Here is a 16,651-nt window from a genome sequence, read left to right as displayed (position 1 = left end):
AATTGACACAAAGGTTTCGGCAAGGAGGGCTCATGGACACCGATCGAGCAACCCGTGGTCGACGGCGTGATGCGACCAGCGGACGGTTTGTTGTCGCTGGATGCGTTGCGGTTCTAACCGTCGGTGCTGTCGCAGCCGTTCCCGGAACAGTGGCTTCGGCGGGAGCTGAGTGTCCGGCCTTGTACGCCCTCGGGGTGCAGGGCACAGGGGAGTCCTCGCCGGATGCGGCACCGACAACCGACACGGGAATGTTGTCGACGGTGTTCCGTCCGTTGCTCGCGAATGCCGGGGATATTGTTGCGCGCGAATACATTCCGTACGAGGCGAGCTTCGGCGGCGCGACGCCGGGTGGTTCGGCGCCCTACGCGCAGTCGGTAGCCGGTGGGCTGGATCGGCTGCGGGACAAGGCTCGTGAGATCACCCAGCGGTGTTCGTCGACGCAACTCGCGCTGGTGGGCTACTCCCAAGGCGCGAACGTCGTCTCGATGTTCGCCCAGGACATCGGCTCCGGTGGTGGCGGTGTTCCGGCGGACCGGGTCGCCGCAGTGGCGTTGTTTGCCGATCCAACGAGAAATCCTGGGGCATCGGTGTTTCCAGGTGCACCGGATAAGCAGCGACCTGACCCGGCGCCCGGTACTTCCGGCGGTGCGGTGGCGGCGATTCCGGTAGTGACCCAGTCGCCCGTCGCGGGCGGTGGAATCGGACCGCAGCGTGATCTCGCCGCCAACTTCGGTCCGCTGACCGGCCGAGTGGCGACGTTCTGCGTTCCGGCGGACCTAGCATGCGATGCGCCGGACAACGCGCCGATTCTACGGGCCGTAGCGAATGTCGCTGGCCAGTCGGAACTTTCCGGAGGAGATCCGGTGGCGTCGCTGTCCTCGATCGCGCAGGCGCTGGCGTTCACCGCGATCAAGACCGCGACTGCGGTTGTGAACGAAGACATTCAAGGGCAGTCGCTCTCGGAGCTATCGATTACCCCGAAGAAGTCGCTGTCCCGCAGGATTGCCGAAGCTTCCGATCCACGCACACCGGTCGATGTGAACGCCGCTGTTCGGGCATTGATGAAGGTCGGGACGATCGGGCTCAACGCGGTGGTGACCGTCGCTCGCACGATGCTGACGCCGTCGAATATCGCCGAGCTGACAGCCGTGGGGCTTAGCGATCCCGCTGCAGCCCTCGCCTTGTTCGGTCAGAAACTGGCCGGAGCCGTCGTGCAGTTGGTCCCGCCTGCGACATCGAATCGGTTGGTGCAGCAGGCATTTCAAGTAGTCACGGACAACGTTACCGACAACTCGGATCTGCTGAATACCGCAACGTGGGTTCGCTACTGGGACACGATTCAGCGCCATACCGCATACGGTTCGACGCCGGTCGCGGCGAACGGTGAAACCGCGGTTCAGTACGTAGCCGACTGGTTCGCCGCCGCGGCGAAGGACATCGCCGGTGCTGGACAGGCGGTAGGGAAATGAACACGTCGTTTCGAGTCGGCATGACCGGGTTCGATATCCGGATTTCTATCGATCGGGATTCGGAACCGAAGGGAAGCAACGTAGTTCGCCGTAACTACATCGATTGCCGTTCTGCCGCAGTGCGACTGGAGCTGGACCAATGCTGACCTGGCTTGATAACCGTCACCGGACACCGGCGATTGCGGGAGTTGTCGCACCTCCGGCTCATCGGAGAGCGCCGATCTGGGCGTGCCCGGTTCCAGTAGGGGAGCGTCAGCCACTGGCGTGGTTGCTGGGTGCGCACGGGGGCGCCGGAGTGAGCTGTCTTGAGCGGTGCCTACCTCACACGGTTGACTGCGGCGGACGCTGGCCTGCGGTGATCGGTACGGAATCGCGGTTCGTCGTGGTCGTGGCGCGGGAGACGATCGCGGGCATAACCGCAGCGCACGATCTACTCCGGCAACACGCCTGCGGTCTTGCTGGACCGTCCGCTGTCCTCGGATTGGTGACGGTCGCTGCTCGGCCGGGCCGGCTGCAGTCCGACATTCGCCGCTATCGCAGTGTCGTGGCCGGGTTGGTCGAGCATTCGTGGCGGGTGAACTGGCACAACGAATGGCTCGTCACGCCGATCAAGGATCTCCCGGAGTGGAATCCGGGTTCGCCAATGCGCCAGCGGCGCTCCCATTCAGAGGCATTCGTCCCCGGTGATCTCGTTCGGCTGGGAGCCGAGCTTGATTCGGCCGTCCGCGATGCGGCCACTGCATCCGACGTCCGCGTTGATCGGGAGGGAGGGCTCGACATTGCCTCCTGAAGCACGAGTTATGCGAAATCCGACCGTCCCGGCGGTAGGGCAAGTGTCCGACCGACGCGGGCTTGAACCAGGGAGGTTCAGAGATGAACAACGTTCCTATCGCGCCTAAAGGTCCTCGGCGCGCGCCAATGGTCGGCACCGATACCTCGGAAAGCCAACGAGGACAGCGCTTCCCCAACCCAGCCACATTCGGATCGCCACGTCGTCGGCCTTGTTGGCGGGTGACATCGTGAACGCCGGGCCGATCTTGGTCGACATGGTCGGCTACTGGCACACGCAGATCACCCAGATTTCACCTGAGGCTCCGCCGGGATCCAACGGTCTGTTGAAGTTGATGCGGTGGCTGATGTGGGTGGTGCTGCTCGCAGGCATCGCCGGAATCATCTATGGCGGCGGGCGTTTCGCGTGGGAGCGCTGGAACGGCGGCGCACTGGAGTCCCCGAAGATCGTAATCGGCGCCTTGGTTGGCGGTGTCATTGCCACGTCGGCGGCGGCGATCATGAACGCGGTGGTGACTGTCTCATGAATATCGCTGCTGCTCAATCAATTAGCGCATATAAACGACTCCCGTCCGACGTCGTCGAACCATTCACCACGCTTCTGAGTTGGTTGCTGTGGGTGGCACTTGTCGCTTGCCTCGGATGGCTACTGGTGGCGGCCGGGCGGATGTGGATCATGCGCCATGAAGGCCAGGCCACCTCGTCCGAGGGGCCGCACGGGGTGGTGATGAGTCTGCTCGGCGCGATCGTAGCCACCAGTTCTACCGCGATTGCCCTCGCGATCCTGTCGTAATCATGTACGGGGACGGAGGTTTCCGGATGAATACCAAAGGTAGACAGCGCAATTCAATCATGCCATGTCGCTGGAGTCTGGCAGGTCGCGAAGTCGCCGTGGCGGCGCTGGTGCTGACCTCCCTCCTGGTCAATGGCTGCGGACATCAGGCATCCAGTTCGCAGGCCGATTTGCTCGCGCCGCCGACGAACATGCGGTGGATGCTGTATCAAGGCATCGCGTTGCCGCATGCCGATCAAGGACCGCTCCACGAAGAAGGCGGTGCAGCAACAGGATTCGCGCATTCGCCGCAAGGGGCGGCGCTTGCGGCGATCACGCATACGGTGCGGTTGTCGGTTGCGCCGGACGGCCAGTGGCCGCATGTCATCGGTGGCGAAATCGAGCCTGGCCCGGCTGTTGATGCATGGGCGGTCAACCGGGTACTGCTCTCGATCAGTGGAACCGCGTCACCGAGGTCGGCTCCGCGGCTCATTGGCTATCGCATTGCCAATTATCAACCTGGAGAGGCCGCGGTTACGGTCTTCACCGAATATCCGGACACTTCGCGCACTGCGAATGCCGCGGTCGTCGTGTGGAACGGCAACGACTGGCGCTTGCGGCTTCCTTCGCCGTCGGCAACCACGGATCCAGTTACTGAAATCGCCGAGTTGCCCTCGGGTACTGTCGCATTGGCGGCACCGCGATGAGCGCGGCCGACGGAGGTTCCGATCGCCGGAACCGATGGACGTCGCCATCTACCATCGCGGCGGCGATCTTCGTAATGCTGATTCTGCTCGGCGGATTATTCGCGGTCGTTGCTCGGCATGGATCTCGTGGCGCGACGGGCTCCGTCACTGTCGCACCCACTCCGTCGTTGATAGCACCTACGACGGGATTCGGGCCACCGCAGCTCGACATGCTCGGCCGCCGTGTTGATGTGCCGAACAATACTGTGGGGCAGCCACTTCCGCAGTATCCGTCACTTCAGCGCACACCGGCTGCGCCGGATTGGCTAACTGGAGCACCCCACGGTGTCCGTGATCCGGGCGGTTGGCAGCGCGTGTTTGGAGCATCCGTACCGTTTTCGACCTCCGACGGTCCGGCGCGCGTTGAGGACGGCCTCGTCGTCGGCTACGCCCACACGCCGCAGGGCGCCGCGCTTGCCGCTGCTCAGATCTACTACCGGTCGGTCGCGCATCCCAGCGATCGCGCGCTATACGACCGTCAGATGGTGTTGACCGAGTCCCAGAAGGCCGAAATCGACAGGGACGGTTCTCATCTGCCGCAGCTGTGGCCCGAAGCTGTTACCCGGTACCTCGTTGCCTCGGATGCGTTCCGGATCCCCAGTTACAGCACCGATTTCGCGGTCGTGGAGCTCGCCACGCCTGCCAACATCGTCGGTGCTCGGACTTGGCGGGTGATCCGGCTGGCGGTGACGTGGGTCGACTCGGACTGGCGGTTGACGGTACCGGCGGCTGGATCGGTAGCCCAGACGCTGACCTCGCTCGAGGGGTGGACGCCATGGTGAAACGCGTAATCGTCGCACTGGCAGCTTGTTTCGCACTGACACTGGCTGTACCGAATACTGCGCTTGCGCAGCCGGATTCAGGCGGCAACACATATGGGTTCGACGCAACGTGTGATCAGTTGCACGACATGCTGTCCAAGATTCCCCTCGGAATCGGATCGGCACTCGGTGATTCGGCCGCCGCGCTGTGCAAGGGCGGCAACGCCGCGAGCCACCCACAGGACGTGCCGGGCGCTATCGCGGACAAGGCATGGGATTCGGCCTTCGGTAAAGTCGTCGATTCTCTGCTGGAGGGACTCGGCCAGGCGCTGACATTGTCACTGGTCTGGTGGACGAAGCTGCCCAACGAGCAACTCGCCGACAGCGGATTGTTCACAAAGGTCTCGGACTACACATATGACATCCAGCTGATACTCCTGATCGCCTCCACGATCGTGACCGGTATCAGGCTGGCGGAGGCCCGCCGTGGTGCGACGCTCGACCAAGCGGCCGAAGGGTTCCGGCTATATGCGCGAGTTGTGTTGTCGTCGTGGATGTTCGGCGCGATCATCGTCGTCGGCACCCGCGGAGGTGACCGGTTATCGACCTGGTTGATAGACGACGCAACCGGCGGCAATGCCAAAGGCATTGCCGAGCTGATGGTGAAAACCAATGAATTGCAAGCCTTTTCGCCAGGGCTGATATTGATCATAGCCGTCGTTGGGCTGCTCGGCGCCCTGGCGCAGTGTGTGCTCGCAGTGATTCGGCAGGGCTTATTGATCGTTGCCGTTGGATTCGTGCCAGTGGCGGCGGCAGCGTCGGGGCTGAAGATCGGGATGCAGTCGTATCAGAAGCTGATCGGCTGGGTGATCGCCTTCCTGCTGTGGAAGCCGGTCGCCGCTGTCGTCTACATGATCGCGTTCACAACCGCTGGATCGATCGGCGCCGAGCCCGCGTCAGGTACGCCGAATTCGGAACAGGCACAACGCATCCTGGTCGGAGTTGTGCTGTTGTGCAGTGTCTCGTTCGTCCTTCCGGCGTTGATGCGGCTGGTCGTACCGGCTATTTCCACTATCGGCGCCGGCGGTTCCGGACTCGGTGCTGCTGGAGCTGCCGCGTTGGCCGTTGCCGCAGCGGCGACGGGCGGGAAAGCATTGGGGGCCAAAGGCGCGGCCGCGGCCGGTGCCGCCGGATTCGTATCGGGCGGTGGCGGTCCTCGCCCGTCGGGCTCGGCGGGCGGCGGTAGTGTTCCGCCGCCCAACTCGCCGCCGCCACCTCGCCCGCCCCAAAACGGAGGCACAGCTAATGGCGGAGCCGTACCGGCAGGTGCAGGTGGACGCACTGCCTCACGGCGATCGTCCACGGCGGTTGCTACAACCGGCGCCCTGGCGCGAAGTGCGGATCGTGCCGCTGGCCGACTGACCGGCGATAGTCCGAGCCAGGCTCGGCCGTCGGGGGTGATCCGCCGATGACTACGCAGGTGTACGACACCGCCTCGACGTATGAGCGTCGCTCTTACGGATTGTGGCAGCGCCCTCGCTCAGCGGGATTGTTCGGATTGCGGTGGGGGGAAACGGTTCTCGGATTCTTCGTCGTAATCACCGCACTGTTGACATGCGTAGCGGTGGGTGTCCGCGTGGGCCTTGTTGTAGCCGGCGCGGGAGTGATCGCGTTGGTGCCCCTCGTCTGGCGCCACGGTGGCCGATCCGGATACGAGACCGGCTGGATTCGACTCCGATGGATGCTGGCCCGGCGGCACGGCGAGCACATCTACCGCGGTGGGCGGTTCTCCCGCATCCCGGGTGGCACCACCCAGCTACCCGGGTTGCTCGCCGGAGCTCGTTGCTATGAGGGGATCGATTCCGGCGGATACCGCTTCGCGATGATCCATCTGCCGAAGTTCGCCCAATACACTGTCGTGCTTCGGGTTTGGCCACAAGGCCACGAAGCCGTCGATCAACCGCTAATCGATCAGTGGGTCGCCGCGTGGGGCACGTTCCTCGCCTCGCTGGGCCAGACCAGCGATATCGCGGCAGTCACCACGCTCATCGATACGGTTCCGGAAACCGGGAACCGGCTGCTCGCCGAAATCGACGCCATCACCCGCTCCGGTGCTCCAGCGATCGCGAAGGCGGTGATGGCTGAGCTCGCGGAGGAACTCCCGACAGACGGAGTCCAGCTATCCGGCCGATGCGCGATCACCTTCACCGCCGCCACGGCGGAACGGCGCAAGAACCCCGCGGAACAGGCCGTCGAGATCGCGCGCCGACTGCCCGGCATCTGCGCCGCGCTGGCCGATGCCGGAGTCCGGGCGCGACCAATGAACGCCGGAGAAGTGATCGCGGTCGTCCGGCGCAGCTACGACCCAGCCGCGCAAGCGGATCTGGAAATAGCGGCAACCGACCCGGAGGGCCACGGCCTGAACTGGTCCGACACCGGCCCGGTTTCGCACGAAGAGAGCTGGGACCACTACACCCACGACGGTGGCCGGTCGGTGACCTGGGAGATGGACGCCGCTCCCGAGGGCGCCGTCGATGAGCATGTGCTGCAACGCCTTTTGGCGCCGAACCCGCAGACTCCGCGTAAGCGCGTCGCGCTCGTGTTCCGTCCGCACACCGCCGCGGACGCTGCCGAGATCGTCGACGACGACTACAAAAACGCGCTCGTCGCACAGCAATCCGAACGCGGCGTCGTCTCCGCGGCGGCGGTGTTGCGGGTGGAGGCCACCCAGCACACCCGCGAGGAGCAGGCACGAGGACATGGTCTGGCCCGCTTCGGCGTGCTGATCACGGTCACCGAGCCCCTCGACGGCGATCTGCCTGGCATCGAAGCAATTGTTCGGGATCTGTCGACGCAGGCCCGGTTGAAGATTCGGCGCTGCTACCGCTACCAAGCCGCCGCGTTCGCGGCCTCGCTCGGGTGCGGAGTGATTCTTCCTGAACATGCCACCGTACCGAAGGCATTGGGGTGATCGCGATGACTAAATCTGTTGTCTACCAAGCGGAAACGAATGTTCCGTCGGTCATCCTGCTGGCCCGCGTCGTTGCCATCGTCACCACGATCGGGATCGGTGTCGCGGGTTTCGTGTTGTCGTTCGCGGCCTTGTGGGATCTCGCGATCAAGGCTGGACAACCGCCTCGGCTGGCGTGGCTGTGGCCCGTCATCATCGACGGGACGATTGTGCAGTCCACCGTGGCGATCGTGGCATTGGCGCCTTATCCGGATATCGGACGGCACCGGAGGTTCTTCTGGGCGGTACTGACCGGAGCCGCTTCTATTAGTATCTCCGGCAACGGTTTTCACGCATGGATCAACGCGGGGCCGCTGCCAGCGCTCGTCGCGGCTGCGATCGCTGCCGTCGCGCCGGTCAGCCTCCTCGCCGCGACCCATGGACTGGCCATCCTTGCTCGGACCAGTGCCCACTCCGAGGCTCACGATTACGGGTCGATCGACCAGCGATTCTCGAATTCTGTTGCCCCGCAGCGTCGGAACGAGTATTTATCGACTCATCACTGGGCCGACTCAGCTGAATCCGAACAGACTGTATCGCAAGGAGTTTCGGAGGAACGCTGGTGGGAGGTCGCCGAACAGGTCTGTGCGGCCGACCCGACCGGCCAGCGAGACCCGCAGGTTGTCGCACGAATTCTGCACCTGAAATACGAAGCGGGCTGGTCGCATCGGCGGATCGGTCGAGATGTCGATACGCACCACTCGACCGTAGGGCGGATTCTCGACGCGGCGGACAAGGCCCGCCGCCCATCGGAAGCGGTGTCGTCATGAACCGCGATTGGATGGTCAAGGCGGCCTGCCGCGGCGTATACGACCCGTTCTTCGACGATGACCTGAGTGCGGACGCGAAAGAGTGGTGCGCGACCTGTCCGGTTTGGCGAGAGTGCTTGGCGCACGCCCTGGTCAGCGGCGAAGATCACGGAGTCTGGGGCGGATTCACCGCCGCCGAACGTCGAGCGTTGCGGAAATGTCTTCGTCTGACGGCAGGGCGAGGTCGTGGCGCAGCGGCACGCCGTGCGCTTATTGCGCAGTTGGCATCCGCACAGTGCCCGAGGGCCGCTGCGGAGGACTTCAAGCGGGAGGCGAGTCGGAGGGCAGCATCATGAAGTTGCTCGACGGCGCCACACGTACGCAGCTCGAGCGAACTCGACGTGCTCGTACTGGGCTGCGGGCTTGGTGGGCGGGACAGCGCCTTCGAGCCGACGACAATCGTCGCCGGGCTGTTGAAACCCGTTCGGCTGCAACACAGCTGGAAAGGTTCGACCGCCTGGTCGCTCGACCGAGCGATCGAGGTTATCTCGGATACGGCGGCGGTCGGTGCGCGATAGTGGCGCGGCCGGTCGAATATCGAGCGTCGACCGCTCAGGTCGCGGGACTATGGCCGTGGTCGGTCGGTGCCGGAGCACCTTTGATCGGCACCCCATTGGGTTCGCACCTCCACACCGGCGCACCGGTGTGCTTCGACCCGATGAACTGGTTCATGCGCGGCAGCTTCATCACCGCACCCAGCCTGTTCGTATTGGGCCTCAACGGTTTTGGCAAATCCTCGCTCGTTCGGCGAATTGTTTTGGGCGGCGTTGCCCAAAGAATAACGCCACTGATCCTTGCCGATGTGAAGCCCGACTACCGTCGGCTGGTCGAGGCGGTCGGTGGTCAAGTCATCGACCTCGGCTACGGGCATGGACACCTCAACCCGCTGGCCGCTGGAGTCCTCGGTCGGGTCGCGGATATCCTCAGCGGCAATCTCGAAGTGGCGCAACAAGTCGCCACCGAACTCCGGGCTCGACAGGTCACCGTGGTAGCCGGACTTATCGAACTCATCCGCGGCGCACGAGTCGCTGATTTCGAAGAGACGCTAATCGCCACTGCCCTCCGAATCCTCTACGGCCCAGGCGGATTCACACCTGACCGGCCGCCGCTGCTGTCGGACTTGCTGGAAGTCGTCATCGGTGGGGGAGAGGAGCTGATGCTCGACGCCGGTGCCGATGATGTGCTCGAATACCGTTCCGCCATCAAGGGTTTGCGCCGTTCCCTACGCGCGCTCACACAGGGACCATTCGGCGCGGTATTCAACGGCCACACAACCACCGATATCGATACCGACGCCACCGCTGTCTGCGTCGACGTCTCCCATATTCCATCCGGAGACAAGAAGCTCAAGGCCGCCGTGATGCTCGCCTGCTGGGCCGACGGCTTCGCCTCGGTGGAAGCCGCCCACGTCCTCGCCGACACCGGTCACGGACCTCAGCGTTACTTCCAGGTCGTCATGGACGAGCTGTGGCAGGTCTTGGGTCTCGGGGACTTCATGGTCGATCGAGTCGACGAACTCACCAGGTTGCAACGCGGCATCGGCACGGCGCTGATCATGATCAGCCACACCATCAAAGACCTACAGTCGCTGCATAATCCGGCTGCCGTCGCGAAGGCGCTCGGATTCCTCGAACGCGCCCGCGCCAAGATGTTCGGCGCGCTGCCCGCCGAAGAGCTGGCGCGCCTGGATTCCATCGCTCCGTTCACCAGCAGCGAGCGAGAAATGGTCACCAGTTGGTCGGCGCCGCAAGCGCTTACCGGAGAAGCGCTTCAGCCCGGCCAGCCACGGCCGTGCCCACCTGGCACTGGCAAATTCTTGCTCAAGATCGGCGAGGACCGGCGTCCCGGCATCCCATTCCAGATGCACCTGTGCCGCACCGAGATCGAGGCCGGAATTCATGAGACGAACAGTCGCTTCAGTCAATTCGGGACCGGCGTCGCATGAGCGCCAGCGTGGTGACAACCGCTGGTCTCGGCTCGACGGCCGGGATGGTGCTGCTCGTCGCGCTGGTGATCGCACCCAGCAGCGACTCAGGTTGTGCGTCTGGAGCCGAAATGGTTGGGCATGCCGAAGCCGCCGTATCGCTGCCGACGCCGTCGGCGAATCGGACGCATCCGGTGGGCGGCTCGTTCACCGTCTCCGACGTGTTCGGCGCCCGCGGTGGCACGCACAAAGGTGTCGATTTCGCAGCTCCGGCGGGTACGCCCATCCTCGCTGCGGCGGCGGGCCGAGTAGTCGCCGCAGGACCTGCGTCCGGATTCGGGAATTGGATCGTCGTCGACTCCGTCGATGAACAAGGCCAGCGGTTCTCCACGGTGTACGGGCACATGTTCGACGACCGGATGCATGTCCGGGTCGGTGATCAGGTTACAGCTGGTCAGCACATTGCGGACGTGGGCTCGGCTGGTGAATCGACCGGACCGCATCTGCATTTCGAAGTCGTTCCTGGCGGCCGATTGGAGGGTGGTACTCCCGTCGACCCGATACCGTGGCTGGCGGGGGCTGCCACCCCTGGTATTTCGCGAGACCAACTGTGCACGAATGGGTTTGGTGCACCCGGTGCCAACCTGGCCCCAGGAAAGGTGCCTCCGGAACTCGAGCAGTGGTTCCGCCGTGGCGGATCGCTCTGCCCACAGATCAGCGCGTCGCTGCTCGCTGCACAAGACCAACAAGAGAGCGGCTTCGTCCGCGGCCTGACGTCTCCCGCCGGAGCTCGAGGGCTCGCGCAATTCCTGCCCGACACCGCGAAAGCCATCGATCCGCTCGACGGGCAACCGTTCGTGATCGACGCTGACGGCAACGGGGCCGCGTCGGTATGGGACGACGGCGACGCAATCGTTGGGCAGGCGCGGTACATGTGCTATCTCGCCTCGCAAGCCGAGCAGTGGAATGTGTCCGGTCGTGTTCACGGCGACGTCCCGGCGCTCGCGCTCGCCGCCTACAACGCCGGCTCCGACAAAGTGCTCGCGTACGGTGGCGTCCCGCCCTACGCCGAGACACAGGCTTACGTCAGCCACATACTCGCCACCGAGCCGAGTTTCCGAATGCCGGGCGGCTCAGGCGAATTCGCGCCTAATGACCGCACTGATATCGGTCTGCAGATCGTCGCAGCAGCGCGTCAATGGATCGGCACGCCATACGTCTGGGGCGGCGGCGGACCGGGCGGGCCGAGCAACGGCGGCTTCGATTGCTCTGGACTCACCTCTGCGGCCGTATTCGCGGCAACCGGTCATACCCTGCCCCGAACATCGGAGCAGCAGTGGGAAGTCGGTGCCGAGGTCCCCCTCGATCACGCCCGTCCGGGCGATTTGCTGTTCAGCAACTTCGGGCCCGCGGGCCCAGGACACGTTGCCATCGCGAGCGGAAGCGGACAGGAGATCGAAGCGCCGCAGCCTGGCGAGTACGTCAAAGAAGGTCCTGTTTCGGCTGGTGCGCGCGCGAGGCGCATCACCTGAGCTACGAGAAGTCAACAGCTACAAGCCCTTTCAGAAAGTGAGGCCATTATGAACGCCACATACAAGAGCACCACCGAATACCGGGTGCTCGGCCGCCACATCCTTCGCGACGACGGTGGGCAGTAGTCATGGACACGAGAAACTTCTCCGCGGAGCCGCTACCGACGCCCTACCACGCTGCCTACCGCGAACACGATGAGCAGTACCCCACCCGAGAGTGGTTCGACTGCGAGCGCAGCGCCCGGCTGTGGCTAATGGATAAGGTACGCAATGGATCCGGGCAGATCGACGCTACGCTGAGCGCGTTCGACCCCCATTCCGGCAGAATGCGGGTGCTGTTTCGCGAGACGGACGCCGCACCGTCGATCGTCCGCAATGACCTACACCTACTCGCCGTGGCGGTCGATACCGAGCCCCGATTCACCGGCAGTGTGGCGGCTGATGCCGCTGCCGTGAAGCGGCTTTGCCTGGACTACGCCTGGGCTCGCGCGTTCGCGGTAGACCCGAGCTGTGGTTTCGCTTTCGAGGCGTGGGTGCGCACCGACCAACTCCGCGTCGCCATCGTCCAGGTCGGCACCCAACCTGCGATCAGCCGGCACATCGATGTTCTGGACCATCTGATCACCATTGACGATCGGATCGGCCGGATGCGCGATGGTTCTAGCAGTGACGATCCACGTGACACTGCCGCCGCGGCTGAGCGCGTACTGAACGTGCTGGAGTCCGAGGGCTACTTCGCGTTATTGAATTCCCTTGCAGAGGCTGATGATTCGGCGACATCCGGTGAAGGACAGTCGGCTGGTCGAGTTCGCGGGCACGAGGACATCGACTTGGTGTTCCGCTACCGCAGACAGCTCAGCGAGTTGCTGGACACCGGCGTATCGGTAATAGTGCCCACGCGTGATGGCCAGCTGGTGGAAGTTTCAGGTGGCCAGAACGGTTGGCGCGCAGCCGCACTCGCCCGCGACCCGGTGACGGGTGAGCGGATCTATCTCGGTGATCTCGCTGCCGCGGAGAGGCTCTCCAGTCTGACCGATGCTCTCGAATCAGGCCCTGCATTGACCAAGCTGGGCGTCGAGGTGGATACCTACCCGCCGATCCAACTGCCCAGCGACGCCATCGGCACGCTGTCCGACTACGAGGGCTCTGTTGATCTCACCCGAGCTTTGGTTCGGGTGTCGGCTACCCGCCAGAAGTGGATCAGCGACAGCGCGGAGCAGCCGCTCGCATTGGATGCCGATCAGCGTGAGGCCATCGAAGCGCTCGACCAGGCTGCCGCCGAGCTCCGTAGTTATGGGCCACGCGGCCCTGCGCTCGATCCGATCGCAGAGCATCTCGTCGAGCAGGTGGCGGAAAGGTTTACAGCGGCACTCGACTTAGGCATCGGCCCCATCGATATCGCGCACGCGACTCCGGCGTTCTCCGAGGACGGCCCGTTTCGGCTGGGTATACGGCATTCCCATGCTGGACTCACTGGTCACCAGCCACTCGATGCGGCAGTACTGCATGGACTGACCACCAAGTACGCTTGGCGCCTCATCGAACTTGCCGAAACCGGATCGTTCGAAGTCATCGAGGAATTCGACGCCGAGCTCAATGCCACACGCGAGCAGATCCTTTCTATGTTGACGGCACCTCATCTGGTCGGTGAGGACGCATGGGTCGCGCAGCAGATAGCAAAGGTGGTGCCCCGCGGTGACCTTGCGCGCGCACATTGGGATCGGATGCTGACCGAGCTCGGCGCCGAAGTGCCGCCGGTCGATGACGTCGGCGAGCAACTGGCGCTGGCGGCGGTCGAACTGACTATCCACGCATCCCGTCAGGGGCTGCATGCTCACGACTACCCAGACGAAAGCGCCGACATCGACGCGCTGGCAGGTCGCTACCGGACGCTGCGCGCCGAAGCGGCCGCAGAAGGTCTCGATGCAGCAGCGATCGAATCCATCACGCGGTGCGCATACTGGACGGCAACGCTCGAAATCAATTCCGAGGAACCGGATTTCGCACCGCCCGGTCATGCGGTGGCGTTCGCTCAGGCGGTGGCTCCCGACCTGCCGGAGCTGCTACAGGTTCCGCTCACGGCGCGGTTCTCCGATAAGCAGAGTGCGCGTGCGTGGTTGACGACCTTGGCCGAGCAGCACAACGGTCCCTACGAAGCTCGCCTGCGTACCGTTTCCCGGTTGGGCGACGGCGACCTGCAAGAAATCATTGATGGACGCACGCCGGACCACTACATCCGCTATCTGAACCAGCCCGCCGAGAATCGTGGGGCGCTGAAGTTCCTCCCGAGCGTAATGTCCTTGAATACAGCGGTTTTGGCTCCAGCCGTCGCCGACTACGTCGGGGTGGTCGAGAGCGCCATCGGCCGCGCGGAAGGCCCGGGTCTGCGCGTAGGAGATCCTGCTCTCGCCGAGACGGAAGACACTTTGCTGGCATTGCGCACCGAACTAGCTCGTGTCCTCGGGGAAGCCTCCGGTGCCCGTAATGAGATCGGGATCCGGGTCGACCGACTGGCAAACGAATCGAATTGGGCGCAAACACATTTCGATGAGCTAGCCAAGGTCATCGGCGAAATCGACTTAACGGCAGAGCAAGCCGAAGCGTTGGTTGAAGTAGAAGCCGCGTGCCATGCCGCGGCAAGTACAGCGACGCGACTCACCCTCGCCGACGCACCGAGGAGGATCCAACAGCGTTACTGGCAGGCCGAACAGGCGGCCCTCGCTGCTGGTCTTCGGCCCCGCCATATCGAAGCCGTCAAGCGCCGGGGATTCGCCGAACCTGTGCCTGATTCAGTTGTTCTCGATGCGGAACGTGCCGCAGCAGAACTGGCTCTGCTGTGCAATCGGCCCTGGGAGATGGAATTTGCCGATACCCGTCAGCCCGAGCGAATCGTCACGATCGGATGGTCTGCTGGCGGATGGGCTGCCTTCGACGGCATTCGTAGCGATGAGGGCTATCAGATCGTCGGAACGATAACGGAACGCTACGGACGTGCTGGTGACCTGATGGGCGATCTGTCGCGAGGTGTCCTCTCTACGGAGGCGAACGGGATACGTCGCTGGCCCCCGGTTCCGGTGCCGAACCGAATCCGCGATCACCTCAACTACTTCGACGACCGCATTGTCCGACTGACAGCTCTGGCTCCAGATGTCCTGCCATCAAACGGCCGCCGTGCGGAAACCGGTCAGACATCGGCTGATCCGGCCGAAGTGGCACAAGCACGATCCGAAGCCGCGCGGAATGCCGGTGAACTTGTGCGGTTCACCGATCCAGCGGATAGCGATCGTGCACTCGAAGTCGTGTTGCACCACGGTGAATGGGCGGTTTACGAGTATCGGCGCGACGCCACCGTCCCTGGTGGTGAGCGTCGAGTCGGCTCGGTAGCCGAAGGCCATGCAGCTCGTGCCGCTGAACTGCTCAGCGACCTGGAGATAGGAGCGCCATACAGTGCTGAATTCGGCCGCAGCGGCGAGCATATGGAGCCGATCGAGGTTCCCGCTTACGCACGTGGACGGCTTCAAGCCCTTCAGGACGAGCTCGACACATTGAGCCGTGCGGCCCGCGATGCCGCGGCCACCCCGGACCACGGGAGCGCCCTACCGTATCGGGCCCGCATCACTGAACTCGATGAGCGAGGCGACGTAGCCGGTGAACGTGTTGAAGCATTCCTCTGCGATCGTGATGCCCGTAAGTGGTTGCGCGACAACATCGACGAGACGTCAACCGCGACCGTACGCGCAGAGGTGAACCGTGCCAATCCAATCGGCAACGTCGACCTGCCGCTGTCGGATATCAAGGGAAATGGGCAGGAGGTAGCCCGGCGACTGGATCTGTTGAACGAAGCTCTGGACGTTCGAATGGGCGGTGAGAATCAGAGCCTCACAGCGCTATTCGCGGATTACGAGTCCACCGCGGTCCGACTGTCCGACGATCGGCTGGCCGGATTGCGGCTCTATCTCCTCATCCGCTTGGATGATGTGCGCCAGCAGATCCGGGAAGCGGTGGATACCGGTAGGTTCGGCGCGGCGACCGACGAACAGCGCAAGCGAACATTCGAAATCGAATCCGATCTCGTGGCGACCGACTGGGCGCAACTGAGTTCGGTTCGGACACATCGCGAACGGATGCAGGCGCTCGCCGCGATCTACGACACCGCTCGCGAATTCGCCCGTTTGGAAGCACCGGGACTACTCGAGCACCTGCGGGATCTCGAGGATACTGCGCGGGCACTCGGTGCAGGGGAGGACGTCGTTGAGCGAAGGATCCGTGAACTCGGGTTGCCCGCTTCCTGCGACCTCGACGAACTGACGGCCGCCGTCGCTGCCATACGGGGTCGGCCAATTCGCGCGGTGGCGGTCTCACTGCCTGTGTCTCAGCCGTGTGGGCTGTGGATTTCCACGGATACTGAAGATCTCGTGTTCTACGAGGCCAGTACGACCCGACTGCGTCAAGAGCACATTATCCTGCACGAGCTCGGCCACATGATCTGTGGGCACAGTGGTGAGGGATTGGTCGACGGAGAATTGACCCGAATGCTGTTCCCGGACCTGGATTTGGAGCTTCTGCGGTCGGTATTGCCACGATCGGCGTATGACGACCGCCAAGAGGCCGAGGCCGAAGTGATGGCTTCAGTCTTAGCGGAGCGAGCCCGTCACTGGATCACTCGGCAACCAGATGACACCAGTGCCGACCCCGGCCCGGTTCAGCGACTCAGCCAATCCCTGGCCCCCCGGTGGGGAAGTGAACGGTGAACCGCTTGCCTCCTCTCTCGAATAGAGGTGAATGCACTGCCGCGGCGGATCATGGGGCGACGAAAGGTGGATCTATTGCAGTTATCCA

At 63.8% G+C, this 16,651-nt stretch carries 13 protein-coding genes; all 13 read left to right on the top strand.

Going from position 1 to position 16,651, the window contains the following annotated elements; translation table 11 throughout:
- Positions 1 to 32: 32 nt before the first annotated feature.
- Complete coding sequence (locus LGY53_RS05355; protein ID WP_308102805.1) at positions 33 to 1,469, top strand: cutinase family protein; 1,437 nt, start codon at positions 33 to 35, stop codon at positions 1,467 to 1,469.
- A 139-nt stretch (positions 1,470 to 1,608) separates the two neighbouring features.
- Positions 1,609 to 2,259 (top strand): DUF6668 family protein, encoded by a 651-nt coding sequence (locus tag LGY53_RS44075; protein ID WP_308102804.1) that lies wholly within the window; start codon positions 1,609 to 1,611, stop codon positions 2,257 to 2,259.
- 256 nt (positions 2,260 to 2,515) lie between these two features.
- Positions 2,516 to 2,785, top strand: coding sequence for a hypothetical protein (locus LGY53_RS05345; RefSeq protein WP_167479591.1), 270 nt, complete (start codon positions 2,516 to 2,518; stop codon positions 2,783 to 2,785).
- Complete coding sequence (locus LGY53_RS05340; RefSeq protein WP_225725486.1) at positions 2,782 to 3,051, top strand: hypothetical protein; 270 nt, start codon at positions 2,782 to 2,784, stop codon at positions 3,049 to 3,051. The genes LGY53_RS05345 and LGY53_RS05340 overlap by 4 nt, the downstream gene beginning before the upstream one ends.
- A 26-nt stretch (positions 3,052 to 3,077) precedes the next feature.
- Complete coding sequence (locus LGY53_RS05335; RefSeq protein WP_225725485.1) at positions 3,078 to 3,737, top strand: hypothetical protein; 660 nt, start codon at positions 3,078 to 3,080, stop codon at positions 3,735 to 3,737.
- Between the two features lie 74 nt (positions 3,738 to 3,811).
- Complete coding sequence (locus tag LGY53_RS05330) at positions 3,812 to 4,558, top strand: hypothetical protein (RefSeq protein ID WP_225725484.1); 747 nt, start codon at positions 3,812 to 3,814, stop codon at positions 4,556 to 4,558.
- Entirely contained in the window at positions 4,552 to 6,009 is a 1,458-nt protein-coding gene (locus LGY53_RS05325) for a hypothetical protein (RefSeq protein WP_225725483.1), read from the top strand. Before LGY53_RS05330 ends, LGY53_RS05325 begins: the two co-directional genes overlap by 7 nt.
- Entirely contained in the window at positions 6,006 to 7,508 is a 1,503-nt protein-coding gene (locus LGY53_RS05320; protein WP_225725482.1) for an SCO6880 family protein, read from the top strand. The genes LGY53_RS05325 and LGY53_RS05320 overlap by 4 nt, the downstream gene beginning before the upstream one ends.
- A 5-nt stretch (positions 7,509 to 7,513) precedes the next feature.
- Positions 7,514 to 8,317: a DUF2637 domain-containing protein gene (locus LGY53_RS05315; RefSeq protein ID WP_225725692.1), complete on the top strand. Its 804-nt coding sequence runs from the start codon at positions 7,514 to 7,516 to the stop codon at positions 8,315 to 8,317.
- Entirely contained in the window at positions 8,314 to 8,652 is a 339-nt protein-coding gene (locus LGY53_RS44365) for a WhiB family transcriptional regulator (protein ID WP_374111121.1), read from the top strand. Before LGY53_RS05315 ends, LGY53_RS44365 begins: the two co-directional genes overlap by 4 nt.
- A complete protein-coding gene (locus tag LGY53_RS05305) occupies positions 8,649 to 10,301 on the top strand; it encodes a hypothetical protein (RefSeq protein WP_225725481.1) in 1,653 nt (550 codons plus the stop codon). The genes LGY53_RS44365 and LGY53_RS05305 overlap by 4 nt, the downstream gene beginning before the upstream one ends.
- 44 nt (positions 10,302 to 10,345) lie before the next feature.
- Positions 10,346 to 11,812 carry a peptidoglycan DD-metalloendopeptidase family protein gene (locus LGY53_RS05300; protein ID WP_225725480.1) on the top strand — a complete coding sequence of 489 codons (1,467 nt, stop codon included), beginning with the start codon at positions 10,346 to 10,348 and terminating at the stop codon, positions 11,810 to 11,812.
- 128 nt (positions 11,813 to 11,940) lie between these two features.
- The gene (locus LGY53_RS05295; RefSeq protein WP_225725479.1) at positions 11,941 to 16,563 is read left to right on the top strand and encodes a hypothetical protein; all 4,623 of its coding nucleotides are present in this window, start codon (positions 11,941 to 11,943) and stop codon (positions 16,561 to 16,563) included.
- Positions 16,564 to 16,651: the final 88 nt, after the last annotated feature.

Origin of the sequence: Nocardia sp. JCM 34519.1, assembly GCF_020361265.1 — a bacterium.
Taxonomy (GTDB): domain Bacteria; phylum Actinomycetota; class Actinomycetes; order Mycobacteriales; family Mycobacteriaceae; genus Nocardia; species Nocardia arthritidis_A.
Note: the sequence above shows the minus strand (reverse complement) of the source record. Positions and strands in the feature narration are given on the sequence as shown.

Coding starts and splice junctions, on each gene's coding strand:
- LGY53_RS05355 (WP_308102805.1), top strand. CDS start 33: ATGGACACCGATCGAGCAACCCGTGGTCGACGGCGTGATGCGACCAGC.
- LGY53_RS44075 (WP_308102804.1), top strand. CDS start 1,609: ATGCTGACCTGGCTTGATAACCGTCACCGGACACCGGCGATTGCGGGA.
- LGY53_RS05345 (WP_167479591.1), top strand. CDS start 2,516: ATGGTCGGCTACTGGCACACGCAGATCACCCAGATTTCACCTGAGGCT.
- LGY53_RS05340 (WP_225725486.1), top strand. CDS start 2,782: ATGAATATCGCTGCTGCTCAATCAATTAGCGCATATAAACGACTCCCG.
- LGY53_RS05335 (WP_225725485.1), top strand. CDS start 3,078: ATGAATACCAAAGGTAGACAGCGCAATTCAATCATGCCATGTCGCTGG.
- LGY53_RS05330 (WP_225725484.1), top strand. CDS start 3,812: ATGCTGATTCTGCTCGGCGGATTATTCGCGGTCGTTGCTCGGCATGGA.
- LGY53_RS05325 (WP_225725483.1), top strand. CDS start 4,552: ATGGTGAAACGCGTAATCGTCGCACTGGCAGCTTGTTTCGCACTGACA.
- LGY53_RS05320 (WP_225725482.1), top strand. CDS start 6,006: ATGACTACGCAGGTGTACGACACCGCCTCGACGTATGAGCGTCGCTCT.
- LGY53_RS05315 (WP_225725692.1), top strand. CDS start 7,514: ATGACTAAATCTGTTGTCTACCAAGCGGAAACGAATGTTCCGTCGGTC.
- LGY53_RS44365 (WP_374111121.1), top strand. CDS start 8,314: ATGAACCGCGATTGGATGGTCAAGGCGGCCTGCCGCGGCGTATACGAC.
- LGY53_RS05305 (WP_225725481.1), top strand. CDS start 8,649: ATGAAGTTGCTCGACGGCGCCACACGTACGCAGCTCGAGCGAACTCGA.
- LGY53_RS05300 (WP_225725480.1), top strand. CDS start 10,346: ATGGTGCTGCTCGTCGCGCTGGTGATCGCACCCAGCAGCGACTCAGGT.
- LGY53_RS05295 (WP_225725479.1), top strand. CDS start 11,941: ATGGACACGAGAAACTTCTCCGCGGAGCCGCTACCGACGCCCTACCAC.